This is a genomic window from Brevibacterium sp. BDJS002 (assembly GCF_028201555.1).
Classification (GTDB): Bacteria; Actinomycetota; Actinomycetes; order Actinomycetales; family Brevibacteriaceae; genus Brevibacterium; species Brevibacterium aurantiacum.
Genome location: NZ_CP116392.1, coordinates 1981864 through 2004605 on the forward strand (window position 1 = coordinate 1981864; position 22742 = coordinate 2004605).

16 protein-coding genes are annotated in these 22742 nt (G+C 62.1%); 12 read left to right on the forward strand and 4 right to left on the reverse strand.

The window, feature by feature from the left end; genetic code table 11:
- Window positions 1-11: 11 nt before the first annotated feature.
- The 3 genes from PGC08_RS09255 to PGC08_RS09265 all read left to right on the forward strand — a co-directional run bounded on the left by PGC08_RS09255 (window position 12) and on the right by PGC08_RS09265 (window position 3496).
- Entirely contained in the window at window positions 12-653 is a 642-nt protein-coding gene (locus PGC08_RS09255) for an ATP-dependent Clp protease proteolytic subunit (protein ID WP_029417364.1), read from the forward strand.
- Window positions 654-906: 253 nt separating this feature from the next.
- Window positions 907-2193, forward strand: coding sequence for an ATP-dependent Clp protease ATP-binding subunit ClpX (clpX, locus tag PGC08_RS09260; protein ID WP_096146481.1), 1287 nt, complete (start codon window positions 907-909; stop codon window positions 2191-2193).
- 13 nt (window positions 2194-2206) lie between these two features.
- Window positions 2207-3496 carry an MFS transporter gene (locus tag PGC08_RS09265; RefSeq protein WP_101583650.1) on the forward strand — a complete coding sequence of 430 codons (1290 nt, stop codon included), beginning with the start codon at window positions 2207-2209 and terminating at the stop codon, window positions 3494-3496.
- Window positions 3497-3613: 117 nt separating this feature from the next.
- Here PGC08_RS09265 and PGC08_RS09270 read toward each other — a convergent pair whose 3' ends face one another.
- Together PGC08_RS09270 and valS are read right to left on the reverse strand one after the other, a co-directional pair.
- Entirely contained in the window at window positions 3614-4303 is a 690-nt protein-coding gene (locus PGC08_RS09270) for an AIM24 family protein (protein ID WP_009884154.1), read from the reverse strand.
- Between the two features lie 124 nt (window positions 4304-4427).
- A complete protein-coding gene (gene valS / locus PGC08_RS09275; RefSeq protein ID WP_271710000.1) occupies window positions 4428-7073 on the reverse strand; it encodes a valine--tRNA ligase in 2646 nt (881 codons plus the stop codon).
- Between the two features lie 138 nt (window positions 7074-7211).
- On the opposite strand from valS, the gene PGC08_RS09280 reads away from it, so the two are divergent.
- The 6 genes from PGC08_RS09280 (at window position 7212) to ndk (ending at window position 15121) form a co-directional block, all read left to right on the forward strand.
- Window positions 7212-8360 carry an acyltransferase gene (locus PGC08_RS09280; RefSeq protein WP_096146463.1) on the forward strand — a complete coding sequence of 383 codons (1149 nt, stop codon included), beginning with the start codon at window positions 7212-7214 and terminating at the stop codon, window positions 8358-8360.
- A 152-nt stretch (window positions 8361-8512) separates the two neighbouring features.
- Window positions 8513-9268 carry an SDR family oxidoreductase gene (locus tag PGC08_RS09285; protein WP_009884157.1) on the forward strand — a complete coding sequence of 252 codons (756 nt, stop codon included), beginning with the start codon at window positions 8513-8515 and terminating at the stop codon, window positions 9266-9268.
- A gap of 335 nt (window positions 9269-9603) precedes the next feature.
- Window positions 9604-12870 carry an isoleucine--tRNA ligase gene (gene ileS, locus PGC08_RS09290; RefSeq protein ID WP_009884158.1) on the forward strand — a complete coding sequence of 1089 codons (3267 nt, stop codon included), beginning with the start codon at window positions 9604-9606 and terminating at the stop codon, window positions 12868-12870.
- On the forward strand, window positions 12867-14255 hold the full coding sequence (locus PGC08_RS09295; RefSeq protein ID WP_271710001.1) for a bifunctional folylpolyglutamate synthase/dihydrofolate synthase: 1389 nt from the start codon (window positions 12867-12869) through the stop codon (window positions 14253-14255). Before ileS ends, PGC08_RS09295 begins: the two co-directional genes overlap by 4 nt.
- A 4-nt stretch (window positions 14256-14259) precedes the next feature.
- Window positions 14260-14625 carry a DUF4233 domain-containing protein gene (locus tag PGC08_RS09300; RefSeq protein WP_271710002.1) on the forward strand — a complete coding sequence of 122 codons (366 nt, stop codon included), beginning with the start codon at window positions 14260-14262 and terminating at the stop codon, window positions 14623-14625.
- Window positions 14626-14707: 82 nt separating this feature from the next.
- On the forward strand, window positions 14708-15121 hold the full coding sequence (gene ndk, locus PGC08_RS09305) for a nucleoside-diphosphate kinase (RefSeq protein WP_009884161.1): 414 nt from the start codon (window positions 14708-14710) through the stop codon (window positions 15119-15121).
- A gap of 140 nt (window positions 15122-15261) precedes the next feature.
- Here ndk and PGC08_RS09310 read toward each other — a convergent pair whose 3' ends face one another.
- Complete coding sequence (locus tag PGC08_RS09310) at window positions 15262-15912, reverse strand: vitamin K epoxide reductase family protein (RefSeq protein WP_009884162.1); 651 nt, start codon at window positions 15910-15912, stop codon at window positions 15262-15264.
- A 346-nt stretch (window positions 15913-16258) separates the two neighbouring features.
- On the opposite strand from PGC08_RS09310, the gene PGC08_RS09315 reads away from it, so the two are divergent.
- Window positions 16259-19366 (forward strand): Rne/Rng family ribonuclease, encoded by a 3108-nt coding sequence (locus PGC08_RS09315; protein ID WP_271710003.1) that lies wholly within the window; start codon window positions 16259-16261, stop codon window positions 19364-19366.
- A 108-nt stretch (window positions 19367-19474) separates the two neighbouring features.
- On the opposite strand, the gene PGC08_RS09320 is transcribed toward PGC08_RS09315, so the two are convergent.
- A complete protein-coding gene (locus PGC08_RS09320) occupies window positions 19475-20578 on the reverse strand; it encodes an SPFH domain-containing protein (RefSeq protein ID WP_226823785.1) in 1104 nt (367 codons plus the stop codon).
- A 142-nt stretch (window positions 20579-20720) separates the two neighbouring features.
- Between PGC08_RS09320 and PGC08_RS09325 the strand changes: the two genes are divergently transcribed.
- Window positions 20721-22253: an alanine/glycine:cation symporter family protein gene (locus PGC08_RS09325; protein ID WP_271710004.1), complete on the forward strand. Its 1533-nt coding sequence runs from the start codon at window positions 20721-20723 to the stop codon at window positions 22251-22253.
- A 95-nt stretch (window positions 22254-22348) separates the two neighbouring features.
- On the forward strand, window positions 22349-22663 hold the full coding sequence (locus tag PGC08_RS09330) for a chorismate mutase (RefSeq protein ID WP_009884166.1): 315 nt from the start codon (window positions 22349-22351) through the stop codon (window positions 22661-22663).
- The last annotated feature ends 79 nt before the right edge of the window (window positions 22664-22742 follow it).

A 22742-nucleotide genomic window follows, 5' to 3' on the forward strand; every position in this document is an offset into this window, starting at 1 on the left:
GAATGAATTCAATGAACTTTATGCCTGGGTCCACCGCTGGCAACATGCCGCAGTCCCGTTATGTCATGCCCCAGTTCGAAGAGCGGACTCCTTACGGCTTCAAGCGCCAGGATCCCTACACGAAGCTGTTCGATGATCGTGTCATCTTCCTGGGCGTCCAGGTCGACGACACCAGCGCCGACGATGTGATGGCTCAGCTCCTGGTCCTCGAATCGCAGGATCCGGACCGTGACATCACGCTCTACATCAACTCGCCAGGCGGCTCGTTCACTGCGATGACGGCCATCTACGACACGATGCAGTACATCAAGCCGGAGATCCAGACCGTCTGCCTCGGTCAGGCAGCCTCAGCTGCCGCGGTTCTTCTCGCCGCCGGCACCCCCGGCAAGCGTCTGGCTCTGCCCAACGCCCGCGTCCTCATCCACCAGCCCGCTATGGAGGGCCAGGGACAGGGACAGGCCTCGGACATCGAAATCCAGGCCGCAGAGGTATTCCGGATGCGCCAGTGGCTGGAGACGACATTGTCCGACCACTCGAACAAGTCCCCGGAGCAGGTCTCGAACGACATCGAACGTGACCTCTTCCTCACCGCCGAACAGGCGAAGGACTACGGACTCGTCGACCAGGTGCTGACCTCGCGCAAGGCAGTCTGAGACACACGAACATCTTTGGGCCCGGACAGGCAGCGTCTGTCCGGGCCCAAGGCAGTCTGTGGCGGCGGGAGTTGCCACAGGGTGTGGCGCCGAGTAGTTTGGGCCTTCTCGACAGTTTGGGTGGGTCCGGGCTCTCCGACACACCGAATGACGGTTCTGGCCGCTCATGTCAGTCCCGTATGGGAAGCTATTGAGGTACAGGAAACACGGGCGGTAGAGTTGGGGCCAGGTGCCCCGGCGGAAGGTTGTGACAGTGGCTCGCAGTGCGGACGGAGCAGACCTGCTCAAATGTAATTTCTGTGGGAAATCGCAGAAACAGGTTCGGAAGCTCATTGCCGGACCTGGCGTTTACATCTGCGATGAATGCATCGGGCTGTGCAACGAGATCATCGAAGAAGAGCTCAGCGAAGGCACCGCCGAGCACACCGAGATCGAACTGCCGAAACCCCGCGAGATCTTCGACTTCCTACAGGAATACGTGGTTGGTCAGGAGCCCGCGAAGAAGGCTCTCTCCGTCGCCGTCTACAACCATTACAAGCGCATCCGCTCTCTGCAGGGTGCAGAAGACACGAAGACCCTGGGCTCAGACGACACCGAGGTCGAGATCGCGAAGTCCAACATTCTTCTCGTCGGCCCCACCGGATCCGGTAAGACCTACCTGGCGCAGTCGCTGGCCAAGCGGCTCGATGTGCCGTTCGCCGTTGCAGACGCGACCGCACTGACCGAAGCCGGCTACGTCGGCGAAGACGTCGAGAACATTCTGCTCAAACTCATCCAGGCCGCGGACTTTGATATCCAGAAGGCCGAACACGGCATCATCTACATCGACGAGATCGACAAGATCGCCCGTAAGTCGGAGAACCCCTCAATCACTCGCGATGTCTCCGGTGAAGGCGTTCAGCAGGCGCTGCTGAAGATTCTCGAGGGAACCCAGGCATCAGTTCCGCCGCAGGGTGGGCGCAAACACCCCCATCAGGACTTCCTCCAGATCGACACCACGAACGTGCTGTTCATCGTCGCCGGAGCGTTCGCAGGCATGGAAGAGATCGTCGCCGGGCGCAAGGGCAAACACGGCATCGGGTTCGGGGCGCTCCTGCAGTCGAAGAACGACGAAGAGGACCTCTACGCCGACATCCTGCCCGAGGATCTGCTGAAGTTCGGACTCATTCCCGAGTTCATCGGACGTCTGCCGGTGCTGGCCACAGTCTCCACACTTGACCGCGCCGCACTGATCTCGATCCTCACAGAGCCTAAGAATGCTCTGGTCAAGCAGTACCAGCGCATGTTCGAGTTCGACAATGTCGAACTCCGCTTCGAGACCGACGCACTTGAAGCCATCTCCGACCTTGCCCTGCTGCGAGGAACCGGAGCACGTGGCCTGCGGTCCATCCTCGAAGAGGTCCTGCAGCCGGTCATGTTCGATGTTCCTTCACGCGAGGACATCGCCGAGGTGGTCGTGACCAGAGAAGTCGTGGACAAGAACGCAGCCCCCACACTGGTTCCTCGCGAGCAGCCTCGGACATCCAAAAAATCAGCCTGACGCCCCTCGCTAGATGCGGCTGTTCGCTGATACCCGGCCCTTAAGATACGACAACTTCCGCCGCCTCTGGGTGGCCAATATCGTCACCGTCATCGGCGCCCAGATGACTGTCGTGGCCATTCCCGCACAGATCTATCACATCACCGGGTCATCCGGGTACGTCGGCCTCAGCGGCATCTTCGGCCTGGTTCCGCTCATCGTGTTCGGACTGTGGGGCGGTTCACTCGCCGACGTCATCGACCGGCGCAGACTGCTCATCGTCTCCACCGCGGGACTGATCATCGCGAGCACTCTGTTGGCAGTGCTCGCGCTCATGCAGGTCGACAACGTGTGGCTGCTGCTGAGCGTGTTCTCCCTGCAGCAGGCCTTCTTCGGTCTCAACCAGCCCGCGAAGGGTGCGCTGCTGCCTACAATCGTTCCGCTGGACCTTCTGCCGTCGGCCAATTCGCTCAATATGACCGTCATGACACTTGGCGCCGTGGCGGGCCCGATCATCGGGGGAGCACTGATCCCCGTGGTGGGCTACCAGATGCTCTACCTCATCGATGCGCTGTTCCTGGCCACCACCCTCTACGCGGTGATGCGTCTGCCTGTTCTGGTGCCGCTGAAGCAGCCCGACACTCGCTCCGGTTTCAAGGGCGTCATCGACGGCTTCCGCTACTTGGGCACGAACACGGTCGTCATGGTCTCCCTGCTGGTCGACGTCATCGCCATGGTCTTCGGTATGCCCAGAGCACTGTTCCCGCAGATCGCCACGGAAACCTTCGGCGGTCCACCCGCCGGCGGCATCGTCTTCTCACTCCTGTTCGCCTCATTGGCGGCAGGCAGTGCTCTGGCAGGCATCTTCTCCGGTTGGGTCTCCCGTGTCGAACGCCAAGGTCTGGCAGTGATCGCAGCGATCCTCGTCTGGGGCGCCGCCATGTCTGTATTCGGTCTGTCGCTCGAGTTCGCCTCACACTTCTGGACAGCGGCCCTCATCGTCGCACTGTTCGGCCTGGCCATCGGCGGCGGCGCCGACATCATCTCCTCAGCCTTCCGCTCTACGATGCTGCAGGAGGCTGCCAGCGATGACATGCGCGGACGAATGCAGGGCGTGTTCATCGTCGTCGTCGCCGGCGGGCCCCGCATCGCCGATGTCCTCCACGGCACCGTCGCCGAGCTGACGACCACAACCATTGCGGCCTCCGGAGGCGGCCTCCTCGTGATTGTGCTCGTCATCGCCTGTGCACTGATCTTCCCGACGTTTCGGCGCTATCGCGTCGAGCGCGGAGGAGGCCATCACTCACGGACACCCGTGTCCTGACGAACTCTCCAACACAACGACCCCGAGGCAGCCCGGTGAATACCGGGCGACCTCGGGGTCGTAATATGTGCAATCCGAAGCTCCCTGTCGTCCCAGGGCGCCTCGGGCTTGGTCTGACTAGGCCTGAGCCGTATACACGGCGTTCTCAGCAGGCTGGACGACGACGAAGCCTGGGCCGTGGAAGGCAAGCTGAACCGATTCACCCGAACCACGACCGAAGAACGTCCCGACGCTGACATCGGTCTTGATCTGTGGGGCCAAAGACGAGGACCAGCACACCGCAGCCTGCGGATCGACGAAGGTCGGCTGCTGTGAGCAGTCGAGGACCATCGGCTCGCCCTTGCAGCAGATGGCGGCCGTACCCACACCGTTGAGCTCGAGGTTGAACAGTCCCGAACCGCTGGCCATGGCACCGATTCCGCCCTTGATTCGTTTGATCTCCCAGTTGAGAGCATCGTCGAATGCCAGCAGATTCGAGGTGTTGACGGTCAGCGCATCCTGCTGACCTTCGAGCGCCATCATGAAGATGTTCGAGGCCTCACGAGCGAAGAAGACTTCACCGTGACCTTCGACCTTCATCACATTCCCACCCTCGCCGGTGGCGGCCTTCTTCATGAACTGACCCACAGACTTCGATCCCTGGTGGGTGAAACGAACGTCGCCCTGATACGCGACCATGGCACCCTTCGTGGCGATCATGGGGGCGTTGGGGTTGATCACTGTGCGCAGCATCTTGTTCGACTGCAGAGTCCAGCGTTCCTGGTTCTGAATCTCCGCATTCCGCTTCGAAAAGAGTTCGCTTCTCATTGTGCAAGGGCCTTTCGTCCATGAAGAAGATCGTGAGTACTTCTGTTGTCGTGTCCATCGTATGCGTCCGAAGCCGCAGACGCCCGGAAGTTCCTGTTCTTATCTTGGAACACAGGGGGACAGATCAGTCCTGTTCGACGAAGTCGATCGCGGCAACCGTGATCTCCTCGCCCTTCTCCTCAGTGACGAGCTCCTGGATGCGTCCGGCAGCCTGCAGATCGCCTTGAGCGCTGCCGATGGCGGCGACGATAGCTGCAGGGGCATGGATGGTCAGGCTGCGGACCTGCGTCTTCTGGGAGACCTTCGCCTCGGTCTTCGCTCGCCGAATCTCGGTGAGCACCGAGGCGACTGAGACCAACAGTTCCGGGTCCACTGAGGACTCGGGATGTGTGAGCTGCTCGTCACCTGGCCAGGGTGACCTGTGCACAGATCCGGTCCGCCACCAGGACCACACCTCTTCGGTCACGAAGGGCATGAAGGGGGCGAACAGACGCAGCAGGACATCGAGCGCAGTCGCGAGCGTGACGTGGGCAGAGAGCTGATCGTCATCCCCGGTGGCACCGTAGGACCGGTCTTTGACGAGCTCGACGTAGTCGTCGGTGAATTCCCAGAAGAAGCTCTCCGCGGCACGAAGTGCATGCGCGTAGTCGTAGGCCGCCATGTGCGTCGAAGCGGCATCGACCACCTCGGCGAGTTTCTTCAGCAGCGCCCGATCGAGATCGTGGGTCACCGAGCCGAGCTGACCGACAAGACCGGAGTGCACGCCCTGTGCGAGTGCGAACTTCGAAGCATTGAGCAGCTTCATGGCCAGACGCCGCCCGATCTGCATCTGCGTGACGTCGTAGGCGGTGTCGGAACCGAGCTTTGCACTGGCAGCCCAGTAGCGGACGGCATCGGGGCCGAATCCCGGCTTCGTCTCGGCGAGGATGTCGGTGGGAACAACGACATTGCCCTTCGACTTCGACATCTTCTTGCGATCCGGGTCGAGGATCCAACCTGACAGGCCGGCATGCTTCCACGGTGCGGCGTCATTGAGCGAGTTGGCTCGAACCACGGTGGAGAACAGCCATGTGCGGATGATGTCGTGACCCTGCGGGCGCAGATCGAAGGGGAAGACCTTGGAGAAGAAGTCGTCATCGCGGCTCCAGCCGCCCAGCAGCTGCGGGGTCAACGACGAGGTCGCCCAGGTATCGAGCACATCCGGGTCGGCGGTGAACCCGCCGGGCACATCTCGTTGGTCGGCTGTGAACCTGGCGGGCACCTCGGCGATGGGATCGATGGGAAGGGACTCGGGAACGATCGGATCCGAGTAGTCAGGTTCCCCGTCCGAGTCCAAGCGGTACCACAGCGGGATGGGCACGCCGAAGTAGCGTTGGCGCGAAACGAGCCAGTCTCCGTTGAGGTTCTCCACCCAGTTCTCGTACCGGGAGCGCATGAACGTCGGATGCCACTCGATCTCGCGTCCGCGTGCGATGAGGGCATCGCGAAGCTCGGCCGAGCGACCGCCGTTGCGGATGTACCACTGACGAGAGGTGACAACCTCGAGAGGCTTGTCGCCCTTTTCGTAGAACGGCACCGGGTGAGTGATGGCCTCGATTTCGCCGATGAGGTCACCCGACTCGGCGAGCATCTCGGCGATGTCCTTGCGAGCGGTAAAGGTCGTCTTTCCCGCCAGCTTCTCGTAATTTGCCACAGCATCCGGCTTCGGCGATGCCGTGATCCACTCGGGAACTTCGAGGTTGAGTCGTCCACCACGGTTGATGACGGCACGCGTGGGCAGGTTGAGCTCGCGCCACCAGGTGACGTCGGTGAGGTCGCCGAAGGTGCAGACCATGGCAATTCCCGTGCCCTTGTCCGACTTCGCCAGTTCATGGGCGCGGACTTCGACGCTGACGCCGAAGAGCGGTGAGACGACTCTGGTGCCGAAGGATGCGGTGTAGCGCTCGTCCTCAGGATGAGCAACGAGTGCCACCACTGCGGGGATGAGCTCCGGGCGGGATGTGAGGATGATGATCGGATCCGCCGAGGTGTCCGCGAGACCGTCGGGACCTTCGGGGTAGAAGTTCACCTTGTGGTAGGCGCCGTCCTTGTCTCGATCTTCGAGCTCGGCCTGCGCGACAGCGGTGCCGAACGTGACGTCCCACATGGTGGGGGCGTCCTGTGAGTAGGCATGCCCGTTGGCGAGATCGGTGAGGAAGGCCTTCTGGCTGACAGAGCGGGAGGTGTCGTCAATGGTTCGGTAGGTGTACTTCCAATCCACGGACAGGCCGGTGGAGCGGAAGAGTTCCTCGAAGACGTGCTCGTCCTCAGCGGACAGCTTCTCGCAGAGCTCGATGAAGTTCTGGCGCGAGACCTTGACGAAGTCACGGGAGTTCTTCGGAGGCTTTGCCGGTGGTTCGAAGTCAGGATCGTAGCTTTGAGTGGGCTCGCAGGTGACCCCGTAGTAGTTCTGGACGCGGCGCTCTGTCGGCAGACCGTTGTCGTCCCAGCCCAAGGGATAGAACACGTTCTTTCCCTGCATGCGCTGATACCGGGCGATGATGTCGGTCTGCGTATAGGAGAAGACGTGCCCGACGTGCAGGGAGCCCGACGCTGTGGGCGGGGGAGTATCGATCGAATAGACCTGCTCACGATCCGTATCGACGTCGAAGGCATAGACCTCGTTGTCGCTCCACGCGGCATCCCATTTGTCGCGAAGTCCTTCGAGAGCCGGCTTATCCGGCAGGTTCACTGACTCGTGCGTCGAGTCCGAAAAGGCAGGTGTGTTCATAGTTGTTGATTTTCTCACCCGGGCGGCCTGGGGCCAAACCGATGACTGGGTACGAGCGGGTTTCGGCGATTCAAGGGTGTGACACACACGGAACGCGGCGTGAGATGCGGCGGTCGCTGAAAATGAGATTATTGGAGCATGGCGCCCTTGGACAGAATCGGATCAGAGAACCTGCCGCCCACGTCGACCGCGTGGATGAATCCTGCTCGTGCGATCGCGATCGTGGCAGTCGTGACCATCCATTCGCTGGGGACCGTCGTCGAAGAGAACTATGCGGGCATGGGCCCAGACTGGTGGGTGGCCAACGGGTTCGACTCCGCGGCCCGTTGGTCGGTTCCCGTCTTCATCATGATCTCCGGCGCACTCGCCTTGGACCCGGCACGCGGCAACAAGCCACGAAAGTTCCTCAGCAAACGGGTCTGGAGAATCGGGATTCCCCTCGTGTTCTGGACCGCTGTCTACGTCGTCTTCCGCCGCTTCTATCTCCTCCCGACCGATGACGGTTGGAACCCGGGAATCGCCATCCTCACCGGGTCCCCGTTCGTGCAGCTCTACTTCCTCTACGTCCTCGCTGGTCTGACGCTGCTGACGCCGTTCTTCCGACTGCTCAGCGTTCACGGCTCCAGGCGACTGCAATGGGGTACGGGGCTCATCTTCCTGGGCATCGGAATGCTCGACCAGTGGGTGAGCATCGTCTTCGACGTGGGCGAGGCCAATATCGCCACCCGGTTCCTGCCCATGGCCGGGTTCTATATCCTCGGATGGGTGCTGCGGGACGTGGTGCTGTCCCCTCGCGGGGTCGTTCTGGCCTGGCTGGCCCTGGCCGGAGCGATTGCGATGACCATCGTCTGGGCCGGACTCGGCCCGGGGGAGAAACCATGGATCTTCCCCTACGAATATCTCTCACCCGGCGTCGTCATCGCCTCCTTGGCGGCCTACCTTCTGCTCCACCACCATATGAACACCGGTTTCCGGTTGCTGCACTGGTTCTACCCGTACTCTTTCGGGGTGTTCCTGCTCCACCCGCTCCTGCTCTACCCATTGCGCAATGAGATGGGCCTGCCCACGACCGTCCCCGGTGTCATTCTCCATGCGATCGTGATGCCGATCGTCTACACGATCATCTGTGCTGCCATCACCTGGCTGGCGGTCAAGATCCCCGGAGTCCGCGCCGTGTTCGGCGAAGGTGGTCCACGCAATCCCCACGCGAAGCCGAACCCACGGGTGCCGCGGGCAAGGAAATCCACGTCGGCACCGAAGACAGACACCGACACCACCAGTGCCTAGAGGCCACCGTGCTGCGCCAGTCCGGCCGCAGAACTCCGTAGACTGAAGACACGACCTCGGCGAACAAGGCATCGCCCGGTCGAAGCACGCACAGAGGCGGCTGGATCCAAAGGATCACCGGGCACCAACCAGAAGGACGGAGAAGCACAGCGATGGAAACACTCAGAGCGGTCGTGACAGGGGCGAGTTCGGGAATCGGCGCCGCAACGGTTCGTCAGCTGCGGGAACAGGGCTGGGACGTCGTCGCTGTGGCCCGGCGGGAGGAGAAGCTGCGCGCACTGGCCGACGAGACCGGCGCCAGCTATATCGTTGCCGACCTCACCGACGACGATGCGGTTGCCGCACTCACCGCCGAGGTGCTGGCTGGGGGACCGGTGCACTCCCTCGTTGCCAATGCCGGCGCCGCGTACGGCACCGACACGGTCGCTGAGGCCTCGGTCGACGGGTGGCGTGACATGTTCGACGTCAACGTCCTCGGAGTCCTCCGGGTCGTCAAAGCCTTCCTGCCCGCACTGATCGAATCCGGGCGCGGAGACATCGTCGTCATGTCCTCGACCGCCGGGCATCAGGCCTACGAAGGCGGCGGCGGGTACGTTGCCGCAAAGCACGGGACACATTCCATCGCAGCGACGCTGCGACTCGAACTCGCCGGTGAACCCGTGCGCGTCATCGAAATCGCTCCCGGAATGGTCGCCACCGAGGAGTTCACGCTGAAGCGAGTCGGCGGCAGCCAGGACAAGGCCGACAAGGTCTACGAAGGGGTGGAGAATCCACTGACCGCCGAAGACGTCGCAGACGCCGTCGTCTACTCGCTGACCAGGCCGCACCACTTCAACGTCGATCTGATGGTGATCAGACCGATCGCACAGGCCGCACAGCACAAAGTCGCACGCAACACAGGACTCTGAGCCGGGAGGCCGGCGGCCGATGCGCGGTGACCGATGCGCGCCTGCGGACGTGGAGTGGTCGACACCCACGGCCAAGGTATACGATTGAGGATGCAGTGATCCGGCCATCACCGGGGAGCATCCGGAAGAACAGCGTATTCGACCCTGACCGACAATGTCGGCAGGGGAGGGGCGCCCAGTAGAACCGGGCGGTTGGACCCGTCATCACTCCGGCTATGAGCGATCCTCCGATCGTCTGTCTCATCCGACAGACGTTCACGGCGGATAAGCGAGGTGGTACCGCGGCAGACATGTCGTCCTCGTGACAGTGACCGCAGTGACTCAAAAGGACGCTCATGACGCAACCGTTGTATCCCAAGGTATCGACCTCGGCCTTCGGCCTCAGTGCCTCGCCGGACTTTCCCGCCATCGAAGACGCCGTACTCTCGTACTGGAAACAGGACGACACGTTCCAAGCCTCGATCGATCAGCGTGATTCAGGTGAGAACGGCTCGAACGAGTTCGTCTTCTATGACGGTCCTCCCTTCGCCAACGGCCTGCCTCACTACGGCCACCTGCTGACCGGATACGTCAAGGACGTCGTTCCCCGCTTCCAGACGATGCGCGGGAAGAAGGTCGACCGCCGATTCGGGTGGGATACACACGGACTCCCCGCAGAGCTCGAAGCCGAGCGTCAGCTGGGCATCACCGACAAATCTGAGATCAGCGGCATGGGCTTGGCTGCCTTCAACGATGCCTGCCGCTCTTCGGTGCTGAAGTACACGAAGGAATGGGAAGAGTACGTCACCCGCCAGGGTCGGTGGGTCGACTTCGAGAACGACTACAAGACGCTCAACGTCGAATACATGGAAAGTGTGATCTGGGCGTTCAAGCAGCTGTGGGACAAGGGCCTCGTCTACGAGGGCTACCGGGTTCTGCCCTACTGCTGGAAGGACCAGACCCCGCTGTCGAATCACGAGCTGCGGATGGACGACGATGTCTACAAGTCGCGCCAGGATCCGGCCGTGACCGTCGGCTACAAGCTCAAGGATTCCGACGAGTGGGTCCTTATCTGGACCACGACCCCGTGGACTGTTCCTTCCAACCAGGCGGTCGCGGTCAATCCCGAAATCCCGTTGGTCGCAGTCGTCGCCGGCGAGGACGGTGCACAGGAGCTGCAGGGCAAGACCCTGATCCTCGCCGAGGCTCGCCTCGGCGCCTATGCGCGCGAGCTGGGGGAGAACCCCGAAGTGCTGCGCACATTCTCCGGCAGTGAGCTGCTCGGACGTGCCTACGAGCCACCCTTCCCCTACTTCGAAGGTCGCCAGGACGAGTTCGGCGAGCGGATGCACACCATCCTCGAAGCCGACTTCGTCACGACCGAGGAAGGCACGGGAATCGTCCACCAGTCGCCTGCCTTCGGTGAAGAGGACAAGGACCTCACCGACTCCTACGGCATCACCGCAGCACGCCCAGTCGACGACGCCGGCTGCTTCGACTCCACCGTGGCCGACTACGCAGGCCAGCAGGTCTTCGAGGCCAACAAGGCGATCATCAAGGATCTGCGCAACTCCACAGGTCCGCTGACGGGCCGTTCGGCTCTGCTGATCCGTCACGAATCCTACGAGCACTCCTACCCGCACTGCTGGCGCTGCCGCAATCCGCTGATCTACCGCGCAGTGTCCTCCTGGTTCGTTCGGGTGACCGAGTTCAAGGACCGTATGGTCGAGCTCAACGAGCAGATCAACTGGGTGCCCGACAACGTCAAGCACGGGCAGTTCGGCAAATGGCTGGAGAACGCTCGGGACTGGTCGATCTCCCGCAACCGCTTCTGGGGTTCACCGATCCCCGTGTGGACCTCCGATGACCCCTCATATCCACGCACCGATGTGTACGGTTCCCTGTCCGAGATCGAGGCCGACTTCGGTCGCCTGCCGATCAATGACCAAGGAGAGGTCGATCTTCACCGCCCCTGGGTTGACGACCTGGTCCGACCGAACCCTGATGATCCGACCGGTCAGTCGATGATGCGCCGCATCCCTGAGATCTTCGATGTCTGGTTCGACTCGGGCTCCATGAGCTACGCCCAGGTTCACTATCCGTTCGAGAACTCGGAATGGTTCGACAACCATTTCCCCGCCGACTTCATCGTCGAGTACGTCGGTCAGACGCGCGGATGGTTCTATCTTCTGCACGTGCTCTCCACCGCGATCTTCGACCGTCCGGCGTTCACGAACTGCATCTCCCACGGCATCGTCTTGGGCTCCGACGGTCAGAAGATGTCGAAGTCCCTGCGCAACTACCCCGACGTCAACGAGGTCTTCGACCGTGACGGCTCCGACGCGATGCGCTGGTTCCTCATGGCCTCGTCCATCCTGCGCGGCGGCAACCTCGTCGTGACAGAGCAGGGCATCCGCGACGGAGTGCGCCAGGTCGTTCTCCCGCTATGGAACACCTGGCAGTTCTTCGCCACCTATTCCAACACGGCAGACGGAGCCGACGGTGCAAAGGCCGGCTACCGCGCGGAATCCCGCTACGACTCGAGCCAGGTGCTTGACCGGTACCTGCTGGCGAAGACCCATGACCTGATCGCTGAGTTCGCCGAAGCCATGGAGGGCCTCGACATCTGGGCCGCCTGCGATCTCGTGCGCAGCTACCTCGACATGCTCACGAACTGGTACGTGCGTCGTTCCCGTCGCCGCTTCTGGGACGGAACCGAAGACACCCACGAGTCCTTCGACGTCTTCTACACCTGCCTGGAAGCATTCTGCCGGGTTGCAGCCCCGCTGCTGCCGTTCACCGTCGAAGAGATCTACCGCGGACTCACCGGAGAACGGTCGGTGCACCTGACCGACTATCCGGACGCCGACCTGTTCCCCGCCGATGACGAACTCGTCTCCGCCATGGACCTGACCCGCGACATCTGCTCGACTGCCTCGTCCGTGCGCAAGGCCAACAGGCTGCGGGTGCGTCTGCCGCTGGCCAAGCTCACCGTTGCGGACGACACCGATCTGAGCACCGAGTTCACCGACATCATCTCCGATGAGCTCAACGTCCGCGAGGTCGAGGTCCTCGATGTCGCCGAAGCCGAAGCAGCAGGATTCTCCCTGTCGCAGAACCTGGTGATCAACGCCCGTGCCGCCGGACCTCGTCTGGGCAAGCAGGTGCAGCAGGTGATCAAGGCTTCGAAGACCGGGGATTGGTCTGTTGCCGACGACGGTACGGTCACCAGCGGCGGAATCGACCTGGTCGACGGCGAGTACACCCTGGACTCCGTGGCCCAATCGGGCACGGAAGGGATGGAACTGGCAGCGCTCGACTCCGGCTTCCTCGCCCTCGACACTCGTGTCACCCCCGAGCTCGAAGCCGAAGGCGTGGCCCGAGACGCCGTGCGCGCCATCCAGGGCATCCGGAAGCAGTTGGACCTGCACATCTCGGATCGAATCACGGTCGTCATCGAGGCAGAAGCCGAACTGACCGCCGCGCTGACCACTCACCGGGACCTCATCGCCGGTGAAACCCTGGCCACCTCGCTCGACTTCGCCGCTGTCCACGGTCACGAGCAGGTTTTCACCCCCGAAGAGCTGCCGTCGGGAACACGACTGGCCGTGAGCCGGGCATGAGTACGGGCGAAAACGCCGAGCAGTCTGACTCTCAGCTCGTCCGGGTGTATGCGTCGCTGCTGGCGCGTGCAGGTGAGACCCAGATCGAGGTTCGTCTCGACGCGACCCGTCGGGCCTGTGAGCTCCTCGGCGATATCCATCAGGCGGCTCCGGTCATCACCGTCACCGGGACCAACGGCAAGACCTCGACCGCGCGGATGATCGACGCGATCGTGACAGCCCACGATCTGAGAGTGGGCCGTTTCACCAGTCCGCACCTGCATTCGGTGACTGAGCGGATCTCTGTGGACGGAGGCCCCGTGCCGGCTGAGACCTTCGTGCGCATCCATGACGAGATCGCACCGGTGCTCGACCTCGTCGATGCTGAACTCCTCGCTGAGGGGCGCGGTCGACTGACGTTCTTCGAAGCGCTGACGATCCTGGCCTTTGCGGTGTTCGCAGACGCCCCCGTCGACGTCGTCGTGACCGAGGTCGGTATGGGCGGTGAATGGGATTCGACGAACGTTGCCGATGCCGAGGTGTGCGTCTTCACGAAGATCGGACTTGACCATCAGGCGTTCCTCGGTGACACCCTCACCGAGATCGCCACCACCAAGGCCGGAATCCTCAACCGCAGCCTCGATCCGTCTCCGGCGCCCAATCCGGTGGCTGTCATCGGCACGCAGACCGACGAAGCCCAGGAGGCTTTGGACGCCGAGGTGGAGCGTCGACAGATTCTCGCGCTGACCGAGGAACGCAGCTTCCGGCTCCTGGACCGCACCCGTGCAGTCGACGGGCAGCTCATCACCGTGCAGGGAATCCGTGATGTCTACACGGACATCTTCCTGCCGCTGCATGGGATTCATCAGGCGCACAATGCCGCCGTCGCGTTGGTCGCGGCGGAGGCCTTCCTGAGCGACGAGGATAAGCCACTGGTTCTCGACACCGTTGCTGAGGGCCTGTCCCACGTGACGTCTCCTGGCCGCGCCGAACTCGTCCGGACGGGACCGGCCGTGGTCGTCGACGGGGCGCACAACCCCGACGCGGCCCATGTGCTGGCCGAGACCATCACCGAGGCCTTTGACTTCGACTACACCGTGATGGTCCTGGCGATGTTCGCTGACAAGGATGTCCTCGGCGTGCTCGAGGAACTCCACCGCAGCGCTGATGTGTTCGTCGTCAGTGAGGCGCTGGACTCTCGAGCGCTGGGAGCCCACGAACTCGCCGAGGCCGCTCGTGAATGGGTGGATGAGGACTCTGTGCTCGAGACGCCGGACCTCAACGCCGCCCTGATGAAGGCCATCGACCTGGCGAACAGTTCCGGGGCGACGAGCCCAGGGATCGTCGTCACCGGCTCACTGCACACCGTTGCCGAGGCCCGCCTGCTGCTCGGAAAGGAAGAATGAGACTGTGAAATCGAAGTTTCCCGTTCTCTGCGGTTCGATCCTCATCTGTGAGCTCTTCGTCGTCTACTTCGCGGTGCTCACCGCCTTTGGGCTGGAAGTGAAGGCTGCAGGATCCCTGACGTTGGGCCAGCTCCTCCTCGGCGCTTCCGTGATTGCGGTTCTGGCAATCGTGTCGGTGCTGCTGCTTCCACGCAAGATCGGCCAGAAACGACCGGGTGTGGCACTGGGCTGGGTCGTCCAGGCCCTCCTCGTGGCCTCAGGATTCCTCGTCACCTCGATGTTCTTCGTCGCTGCCATCTTCATCGCCATGTGGGCGGTGTCGGTATATTGGTCGGCGAGGATCGACAGGGAAGTGGCCGAACGAGCCTGAACCGCCTCGGCGATTGACAGGAATGAAACTCACGGCGGTTAAACTGTGACCGCCGATCACCGCACAAACGAAAAGGACTGGAATGGAACGCACTCTCATCCTCATCAAACCCGATGGCGTCGCCCGAGGACTCGTCGGTCAGATCCTCGCTCGGATCGAGGCCAAGGGCTACCGCATCGACGCTCTGTCGCTGCGGACCGCGACAGCCGATGAACTCTCCGCCCACTACGCAGAGCACGAAGGCAAGCCCTTCTACCAGCCTCTCGTCGACTTCATGTCAGAGGGCCCGATCGTCTCGATCATCGCCTCCGGCCAGGGAGTCATCCCCGGCTTCCGCTCATTGGCAGGGGCGACAGATCCCACGGCAGCAGCCCCGGGTACGATTCGCGGCGATCTCGGTCGCGACTGGGGAGAGAAGGTTCAGAAGAACCTGGTGCACGGATCCGACTCCGTCGAGTCCGCCGAACGCGAGATCGGAATCTGGTTCCCCGCCTGATTCCCCTCAAGGCAGCAGTTCTGCGCACATAAATACGGGCGCCCTGTCGCAGTTCCTCTCAAAAAGGGATCTGCGACAGGGCGCTCGAGCAGTCTGTAGGACTGCCTGCTGCGCTGTTCCGTCCGACTGCGCGGTCCCCGTCAGAACAGGGTCGCGAAGAAATTCCAGAACTGGACGACGACGCAAGCTGCGATGACGAGCAACCAGAGCACAAAGATCGCGATGTTCTCCTTGGCCAGGACTCTGGCGATCGGATTGCGAGCGATTCCGGCACCGAAGTTTCCGGCCAGGGCGTTATGGGCCGTGACGGAGACGAACATCGGAATCGTCATCGTCCACACCACCATGCACCACGGGCAGCCGACGCCGATCTTATAGATCGAAATGTAGAACAGGAACATCACCAGAGTGGTGCCGAGAGCCAAGCCGACGTTGAGCCCGACCATGACCCATCCGGGGATCCTCGCTCCGGCAAGAAGCAACACGCCCAGCAGCAGCGGGAATATGAAAGCGGCGATTCCCAGCAGCTGATTGGGAAAGCCGAAGAGCTGGCTCTCGGGGTACTCCATGACCGATCCGCAGGAGAAGAACGGATTGAGATCGCAGGAGAGTACTGCATTCGGGTTCTCCAACTTCTCGTACTTCTCGACAGCGAGGGCGAAGGACGCCAGGAAGCCGACGACAGAGGTGACGACGAGGAAGATGCCAAGGGTGGCCGGCCGAAGCACCCAGGATCGGGTCTGCGGGACTACGTCGATATCGTCATCAGGAAGCGTGTCTGCGGTATTCACACTCCAAGAATGCCTCCCCGGGCATCGAGCCGCAAACGCAGACACCTGTGAATGATCGCAATACGTCAGTGACGGGGACCAGGGGAGATCCTCAACAGCAGGAGCACTTCGGTTGATCTGTGACATAATGGTCGAACGGATACCTGCTCTCACACCGAGCAGGAGAAGTGCCTCCACCGAGTCGAGGGTACGACCTCGCAGGTCGACACCAAGAAGAGGCAGCATGGAAGGCCTACGCGCTGAGCGCGAGCTGGAAGTGCCATCCACAAGTTTCGGTCCGATTTGGACCATGCAAGGATCCGAAGATCCGTGGGGTGTGGACGGAGCCTTCGGTCTGGGAGTAACAATGAATGACGCGTCAAACGACGGCAACGAAGCAACAGAGGGCATCCTCGCGGATCTCGCCAACCTGCAGCAGGCGGTGAATACGGCAGACTCCGCGAACGGAGATGTCGACGAGAGCATCAGGGAGAAGCTCGATCACATCGCGGAGGCCGCAGAATCCCTGCGTCTTCCAGAGCCCGATGAGGACTCGGATGACAGCGACGATGTCGTCCCCGAGCCGAAACGCAGTGCACCGAAGAAGGCACGTGACGCCGTGGCGAACAGAGGACTGGTCTTCGAGCAGTTCGTCCGCGATTCCAACGAAGACTCACAGGACTCTGCAGACTCACCGGAGGCCGCGAGTTCTGTCCGGGGGAGTGAAGCGAACGATTCCTCGGAGGCCGACGACGCTTCGAATGACACCGCTGCAAACGCCCAATCGCCTGCGCCGGCGTTCGATCCTCGCAATCCCTTCGCCGCGCCGACAGCCGAGCCTACGCCCGCGCCGACACCGCGAAGCGCTCCTGCAGTGCCTCACGATGGCGGCCTGATCTTCCAGGTGCCCAAGGCCGAACTGGCTCAGCCCGTTCAGGTGGAGGACACCGGCGACGATTCCGACGACGACTATGACGACTCGGACTATTCCGACTCTTCAGACCACGACACCAGCCGTGTGAAGAATGACGACTCCGAGGACAATGACTCGAATGATTCCGGCGGCCGTCGCCGGCGTCGCGGTGGCCGTGGCCGCCGCTCCCGAGGACGCGATGACAACGGCAGCGATTCCGACGCCGAGGGCTCTGCCGGAGCCTCAACCGAGGGTTCCTCCGACGACGACTCCGCCTCGGGAACGAAGAACAATGAGTCCCGGTCCGGCAGCCGTTCGGACAAGAAGGGCCAGCAGGCAGACTCGAACAAGTCCGCGGAGACGAAGAGCTCCGATGACGAGTCCTCCAAGCAGCCCACGGAGAAGTCCAACGACTCCTCCGATGACGATCACGATGATTACGACGACAACGGTTCGCGTCGCCGTCGCCGTCGTCGCTCACGTACACGCAGCACCGACAACGATGAAGTGACTTCGCTGAAGGGCTCCACGCGCCTGGAGGCCAAACGGCAGCGCCGCAAGGAAGGCCGCGAGGCCGGTCGCCGTCGCCCCGTCATCACCGAGGCTGAATTCCTCGCCCGTCGTGAATCGGTCGACCGGACGATGCTGGTGCGCGAAAGCGGCGAGCAGACCCAGTTGGTCGTCGTCGAGGACGGGATCACCGTTGAGCACTACCTCAAGGAGAACCGCCAGCAGTCCTCCCTCATCGGCAATGTCTACCTGGGCAAGGTCCAGAACGTCCTGCCGAGCATGGAAGCAGCGTTCATCGACATCGGCAAGGGCCGCAACGCCGTTCTCTACGCCGGTGAGGTCAACTGGGATGCCCTGGGCATGGACGGCAAAGCCCGTCGCATCGAAGTCGCCCTCAGCCCCGGCGACGCGGTTCTCGTCCAGGTCACCAAGGACCCGATCGGTCACAAGGGTGCCCGCCTGACCAGCCAGATCTCTCTGCCCGGACGTTTCCTCGTCTACGTTCCCGGGAACTCGATGACCGGCATCTCGCGGAAGCTGCCCGATGTCGAGCGCAATCGCCTCAAGAAGCTGCTCAAGGAACTCGTCGGTGACTCGAACGGAGTCATCGTGCGCACCGCGGCCGAAGGCGCCAGCGACAAGGAGCTCAGCACAGACGTCGAACGACTGGCCAAACGGTGGGAGACCATCGAGAAGAAGTCGAAGTCGACGAAGGTGCTCGCCCCCCAGCTCCTCTACAGCGAGCCGGACATGATCGTGCGCATCATTCGCGATGTCTTCAACGAGGACTTCTCCTCGCTCGTCATCGACGGTGACGGAGCCTGGAACACCATCCACGAATACGTCGAGGCCGTCGCGCCGGACCTGCTTGATCGTGTCCACCGCTACAGCGAAGACGAAGACATCTTCGACCACTACCGGGTCGAGGAACAGGTTCAGAAGGCGCTCCAGCGCACGGTCAACCTGCCCTCCGGTGGTTCCCTTGTCATCGACCGCACAGAGGCGATGACGGTCATCGACGTCAACACCGGCAAATTCACCGGTTCGGGCGGAAACCTCGAAGAGACCGTGACCCGTAACAACCTCGAAGCGGCCGAAGAGGTCATCCGTCAGGTTCGCCTGCGTGACATCGGCGGCATCATCGTCGTCGACTTCATCGACATGGTTCTCGAGTCGAATCGGGACCTCGTCGTGCGTCGTCTCGTTGAATGCCTGGGCCGGGACAGGACCAAGCATCAGGTCGCCGAGGTGACCTCGCTGGGTCTCGTGCAGATGACCCGTAAACGCATCGGCACGGGGCTCGCCGAGTCCCTGGTCAGTGCTGGTGCTGACCTCTCAGGCCGGGGGCTGCTGCTGCCTGGCTCGGAAGAGGACGGATCGAAGGCCCACCATGGCAACCGGTCCTCAAACAATGACGGTGGCAACAGCAGGCGTGATCGTAAGCGGCGCGGCGACAACAAATCATCATCGAAGTCCAACGACTCCGACGGCCAGTCGGATGCCGTTGCCAACGATGCCTCCCGCTCAGCCGTTGCCGCCATCGCCAAGGCCACACTGAAGAAGGACGAAGCCGAGTCGAAGGAGCCCGGAAGCTCCCAAGACGCGTCGGTGTCTGATAACGCTTCTTCCTCGGCGAACACCGACAGCTCTAAGGACTCGCAGGGCAACGAGCCCAGCGATTCGGCCGGAAACGGCGGATCGGGCCGTTCCCGGACCCGCAGCAACAGGAGACGCTCGCAGGCGAAGTCCGCTGATTCGTCCGACTCCGCACAGGACCAGTCGGCTCAGGACACAACGGTCGACGAGACGCCTGCGCCGGAGCAGCCTGCCCAGGAGCAGCCGGCACAGGCCAAGCCTGCGCGGGCGAAGAAACCTGAGGTTCCCGCAGCCGAGCTGCCGCTGATGATCGGAGCCGACTCGGCGACCAAGGTGGCCAAGGCTGAACCGGTCAAGGCCGCTCCTCGACGCAAGCCTGCCGCTAAGTCCGAGGCCAAGAGCGAGACGGCGCAGCCGTCGTTGCCGACCTCGTTCGTCATCATCGGCGAGGACTGAGCACCGGCTCCAACGGGCTGAGCGCCAGGGCTGTCGCAGTCTGACTGCGACGACCAGGCCGCACAGAAACGTCCCTCCACCGATCATCGGGATCGGTGGAGGGACGTCTTATTTGCCGGATTCCTGATTTCTTGTGGTGCTGATCGTCGGCTGCGCGGCCTGGTCGCCGCAGAGGACGATCATCAGGTTCGATACGAGATCGCTGCGTTCGAGGTGACCGAGCGTGACGATGCCGCGTCCTTCGATCTGCTCGATGGCGGTCTCGACCATGCCGACAGCACCTTCGACGATGAGCTGGCGGGCTGCCACGACGGCTGTCGCCTGTTGGCGTTGGAGCATGGCGCGGGCGATCTCGGCCGCGTAGGCCAGCTGGGTGATGCGCGATTCGATGATGGTCACACCGGCGGCGGCGACTCGCGCTGCGACCTCGCTGGAGAGTTTCGACGTGATCTCATCAGCATTGTCGCGCAGGGACATACGGTTCGGGTCCGAGGAGTCATACGCATAGGAGTTCGCGATGTGACGTACAGCGGTCTCAGCCTGGATGGCGACGAACTCCTCGAAATCATCGACTTCGAACAGTGCCTGAGCCGTGTCTTGGACCTGCCAGACGACCACTGCGCCGATTTCGATCGGATTGCCATCGAGGTCATTGACTTTGAGCGTCGACGTCTCGTGGTTGCGGATGCGCGTGGAGACCTGGATCTTCGAATAGAAGGGGTTGACGAAGCGCAGTCCCGATTGGCGCACTGTGCCGACGTACTTGCCGTAGAGCTGCAGGACGACAGCATTGCCAGGAGCCACGGACGTGCATCCCTTGAACAGGAACATCGCGGCAATGAACATGACGACACCGAGCACGATGAGGATGACCCCGAGCGCCGCCTGTGCCACTGTCATGATGAGTCCGAACACCGCGAGCAGGAGTGCCAGAATCAGCAGGATGACGCCGCCTACGATGGCGAAGTAGCCCGACACGCCTCCGGCCGAGCTTTCCCTGACACGTTCACCCTCCGCTGACGCAATTCGTGCAGGACGTCCTCGGCCCCGGCCTGGAGGTCCTCCCGGGGGCGCCTGCGGGCCGCCCGGAGGGGATTGATGGGGCCCATTGCCGGGATGCTGTCGAGATCCGCGGTCAGGACGCTGCTGGTTCTGCTGCGGTCCTGGTGGCTGGGCCGGGGGATATCTGTGCTGATTGGGGTTCTGAGTCATGATTTCAGTCTAGGACACAGAATGAGACGTGCATCTCAGAACAGCCCATCAGGTGTGATGTAGGTAACAGTTGGATAACTGTATCCGCGGCACGTGGAATAGTGCTTGCTACCTTCCTGGGGGTACGGCAGGTTATTGCACCATGAACACTTTGTTATTGGCAGCAGATGCCCCCAAATCTCCAGTTGATGATGCAATCAACTCCTGGTTCGATCCCATCGCCACCTTCTTCGGCGGGATCATCTTCTTTCCCATCACGCTCGGACCGATTTCCTTCCCCTTCGTGGTGCTATGGCTCATCGGCGCGGCTTTAATCTTCACCATCTATTTCGGGTTCATCCAAGCCCGGGGATTCAAGCTCTCGCTCGAAATCATCCGTGGCAAACATTCGTCCAAGAACGACCCGGGCGAGATCACCCACTTCCAGGCACTGGCCTCGGCGCTCTCCGGCACCGTCGGCCTCGGCAACATCGCCGGTGTCGGTGTGGCTATCGCCCTCGGCGGTCCCGGCGCTACCTTCTGGATGATCATCGCCGGCCTTCTCGGTATGTGCACGAAATTCGTCGAGTGCACCCTCGGTGTCAAATACCGAGAGATCGACGAGAACGGCGTCGTCTACGGCGGTCCCTTCAAATACCTGCCAATCGCGTTCCGCAAGTTCTCCAAGCCCATCGCCGGTCTGCTGACCGGAATCTTCGCAGTCTCCATCCTCATCTTCGGCGTCGTGGGCGGCGGAATGTTCCAGGCCAACCAGACCTTCGCTCAGGTTCGGACCGCTACCGGCGGCGCAGACGGCTTCCTCGCTGGCCCTGCGGCGTCATTGATCTTCGGCATCATCTTCGCTGGCCTCGTTGGTCTCGTGATCCTCGGTGGAATCCGGTCGATCGCCCACGTGACTGACAAGCTTGTCCCCGCCATGGGCATCTTCTACGTTCTTTCCTGCCTCTTGGTCCTGGCTATCAACTTCGGCCAGATCCCAACGGCCATCGGCCAGATCTTCGACGGAGCGTTCGCACCGCAGGGAGTTGCCGGCGGCATCGTCGGCGTCATGATCATCGGTTTCCAGCGTTCAGCCTTCTCCAACGAAGCAGGCATCGGTTCGGCCGCGATTGCACACTCGGCAGTCAAGACTCGTCGGCCCATTTCGGAAGGTTTCGTAGCACTTCTCGAACCCTTCGTGGACACCGTGATCGTCTGTACCATGACCGCACTGACCATCATCGTTGCCAACCAGCCCTCGTACACCAACGACCTTGGACAGGGTGAGATCGGCGGCGTGGCCCTGGCCTCGGACGCCTTCTCCACAGTGGCTGGCTGGTATCCGGTGCTGCTGGCGATCGCTGTCGCGCTCTTTGCCTTCTCCACGCTAATCACCTGGGCCTACTATGGTGAGCGTGCTTGGGCTTACCTCTTCGGCAAGTCGAAGGGGGCAGTCACAGTTTTCCGTGTCCTCGTCTGCGTGTTCGTGGTCATCGGCTGCATCGCCAGCTTCAGCAAGATTGTGGAGTTCGCGGATGCCGCACTGTTCCTCTGTGCCTTCATCAACATCCTTGGCCTCTACATGCTGATGCCGGTGGTGAAGAAGGAAATGAAGAAGTACCTGGCCGACCGCAAGGCCGGTACGCTCATGGACCCCGACACCAAGGACGCTGTTCCTGTGGAGGAGATGGTCTGAGTTCAGTTCTCCCCTGAGGCCGATCCCGCGAAGGCGCGAGATCGGCCTCAGTGCGTCGTCGGCGGATTGCTTCGAGTCTCGTTAGACTGGAGCACGTGGATCAGATCAACGACAAGACACATGCCCAGGAGCGACTGTTGGAACTGCGCGGAAGCATTGACAACATCGACGCAGCGCTCATCCATCTGCTCGCTGAGAGGTTCAAGCTCACAGAGAGAGTCGGCGAGCTGAAGGCCGACCACGGTCTGCCTCCCGCAGATCCCGAGAGGGAGCGCAGGCAGGTTGCCCACCTCCGCAGGCTGGCCGAAGATGCGCACCTGGACCCGGAGTTCGCAGAGAAGTTCCTGACCTTCATCGTCGCCGAGGTGATCCGTCATCACGAACGGATCGCTGAGACCCGTGAGGCTTGAGTTCGGCACGACGTACGGTTTGCCCAACGATGGTCGAATCCATTAGACTTGATCGTCGGTGCGTGCTGCGCACCACGGC

Coding starts and splice junctions, on each gene's coding strand:
- PGC08_RS09315 (WP_271710003.1), top strand. CDS start 16,259: ATGAATGACGCGTCAAACGACGGCAACGAAGCAACAGAGGGCATCCTC.
- ileS (WP_009884158.1), top strand. CDS start 9,604: ATGACGCAACCGTTGTATCCCAAGGTATCGACCTCGGCCTTCGGCCTC.
- PGC08_RS09280 (WP_096146463.1), top strand. CDS start 7,212: ATGGCGCCCTTGGACAGAATCGGATCAGAGAACCTGCCGCCCACGTCG.
- PGC08_RS09295 (WP_271710001.1), top strand. CDS start 12,867: ATGAGTACGGGCGAAAACGCCGAGCAGTCTGACTCTCAGCTCGTCCGG.
- PGC08_RS09270 (WP_009884154.1), bottom strand. CDS start 4,303: ATGAGAAGCGAACTCTTTTCGAAGCGGAATGCGGAGATTCAGAACCAG.
- ndk (WP_009884161.1), top strand. CDS start 14,708: ATGGAACGCACTCTCATCCTCATCAAACCCGATGGCGTCGCCCGAGGA.
- PGC08_RS09265 (WP_101583650.1), top strand. CDS start 2,207: ATGCGGCTGTTCGCTGATACCCGGCCCTTAAGATACGACAACTTCCGC.
- PGC08_RS09325 (WP_271710004.1), top strand. CDS start 20,721: ATGAACACTTTGTTATTGGCAGCAGATGCCCCCAAATCTCCAGTTGAT.
- PGC08_RS09285 (WP_009884157.1), top strand. CDS start 8,513: ATGGAAACACTCAGAGCGGTCGTGACAGGGGCGAGTTCGGGAATCGGC.
- PGC08_RS09320 (WP_226823785.1), bottom strand. CDS start 20,578: ATGACTCAGAACCCCAATCAGCACAGATATCCCCCGGCCCAGCCACCA.
- valS (WP_271710000.1), bottom strand. CDS start 7,073: ATGAACACACCTGCCTTTTCGGACTCGACGCACGAGTCAGTGAACCTG.
- PGC08_RS09255 (WP_029417364.1), top strand. CDS start 12: ATGAACTTTATGCCTGGGTCCACCGCTGGCAACATGCCGCAGTCCCGT.